General features: G+C 67.1%; 2 protein-coding genes. Both read right to left on the bottom strand.

What is annotated here, in order from left to right; all coding sequences use genetic code 11:
• The coding region (locus ACLML9_RS28750) for an FtsK/SpoIIIE domain-containing protein (RefSeq protein WP_411948430.1) at nucleotides 1-1,192 on the bottom strand (1,192 nt) is incomplete at its 3' end.
• Nucleotides 1,192-1,371: hypothetical protein (locus tag ACLML9_RS28745; RefSeq protein ID WP_411948429.1), on the bottom strand; the 180-nt coding region annotated here is incomplete at its 5' end. The genes ACLML9_RS28745 and ACLML9_RS28750, both read right to left, overlap by 1 nt.

Raw genomic sequence — 1,371 nt, 5'->3', positions numbered from 1 at the left:
TGCGATCGATGTCATCGTCGGAGACCCAGAAGGCACGGACCCGCCGGAACTCGTTCGAGCCGTCCTGGCCGACGTAGGCGACACCGGGGGTGGTGTCGGGGATCTCGTGGCAGCGCGCACCGCGGTCCTTGGCGCTCTGGCCATGAACCATGGCCGTCTGTGTCGGTTCGTCGAAACGCAGGCCGATACGGACCGAGAACAACTGCCGGTTGGGCATGTTCTCCTTGGACGGGTCCTGCAACGCCACGATCACGCTGTAGCCGACCGCGCGACCCTGGGTCAGGATCAGACCGAGCAGCCGCAACCCTTCGTTGACCTGCTCGCGGGTGGCGAACGCCGACAGGGCCGCGTATTCGTCGATGATGATGACCTTCAGCGGTTCGTCGATACTCGGCGTGAACTTGCGGATACCCGCGGCTTTGAACCGGGCCGCACGTTCCTGCATCTCCGTCTCAGCGGTTTTCAACATGGTGATGATGCCGTCAGCGGTCCACTGGAAATCGGTCCACAACCGGCCCTCACCGGCACCGAACTCCATGCATTTCGGGTCACCCAAGAGGATGTCGACCAGTCCGGCTTTGATCGCGGGGCCGAGGCCGTTGATGATCGACCACAGCACGCTGCCTTTACCCGAACCGGTGGCACCGGCAATCAGGATGTGGGAGTACATGACCCGCAGCCGCCACACATCGTGGTCTTCGGTCACCCCGACCGGGACGGCTTCCAGATCCACCCCGTAGGCCAGCAGGCCGGTCACCGGGGCCGGGTCGGCGAGCAGATCCCTGACGCGCAGGTCCAGGTGCACGAACCCCGGAGACGGACTGGTCACCCGGACCTCCGGCACCGCGAAGTAGGCGGCCAGGGCTTCGCGGGTGGCGTCGTTGGCCCAAGACTGGAGGGACTGGCCGCCCAGCATCTGGACCTCGACCAGCATCCCGGCATCGGTCAGCGTGGCGGTGGTGACGTTCGGGTAGCCGGTCTGCGGCGACCCCAGTCCCAGGGCGGGCCACATCAAGGCCAACTGCGCGGAATCGGTGACGATCGACGCCGCCGGACCCAGTTCCACCGGAACACCGGAGCCCTGGTCGCCCGAGGCGGGGCCGGTGACACCGTCGAGGCGACGCCACCGCCACATGGTGAACGCGGTCACCGCAGCCGAGCCACCGACGATCAGCAGGTCAGGCGAGATCATCACGCCACCCCCTGACCCTGCGGCTTGCCCAGGTCGCACATCAGGCGGCAACCGTGAGCGTCGGCGGGCGGCACCGGAGGCTCGGCGCAGAACATGGTGCAGTCCTTGGCCGAGAGCGGGCGGTCCTCACAGAACATCGCGCACGGAACCGGAGCCGCGACCGCATCAGCGGCAGGGAC

Origin of the sequence: Nocardia sp. NPDC002869, from assembly GCF_046764065.1 — a bacterium.
Lineage (GTDB): Bacteria > Actinomycetota > Actinomycetes > Mycobacteriales > Mycobacteriaceae > Nocardia > Nocardia rhamnosiphila.
The sequence above is the reverse complement of the archived record's forward strand: the minus strand, read 5'-3'. Positions and strand labels throughout refer to the sequence as shown.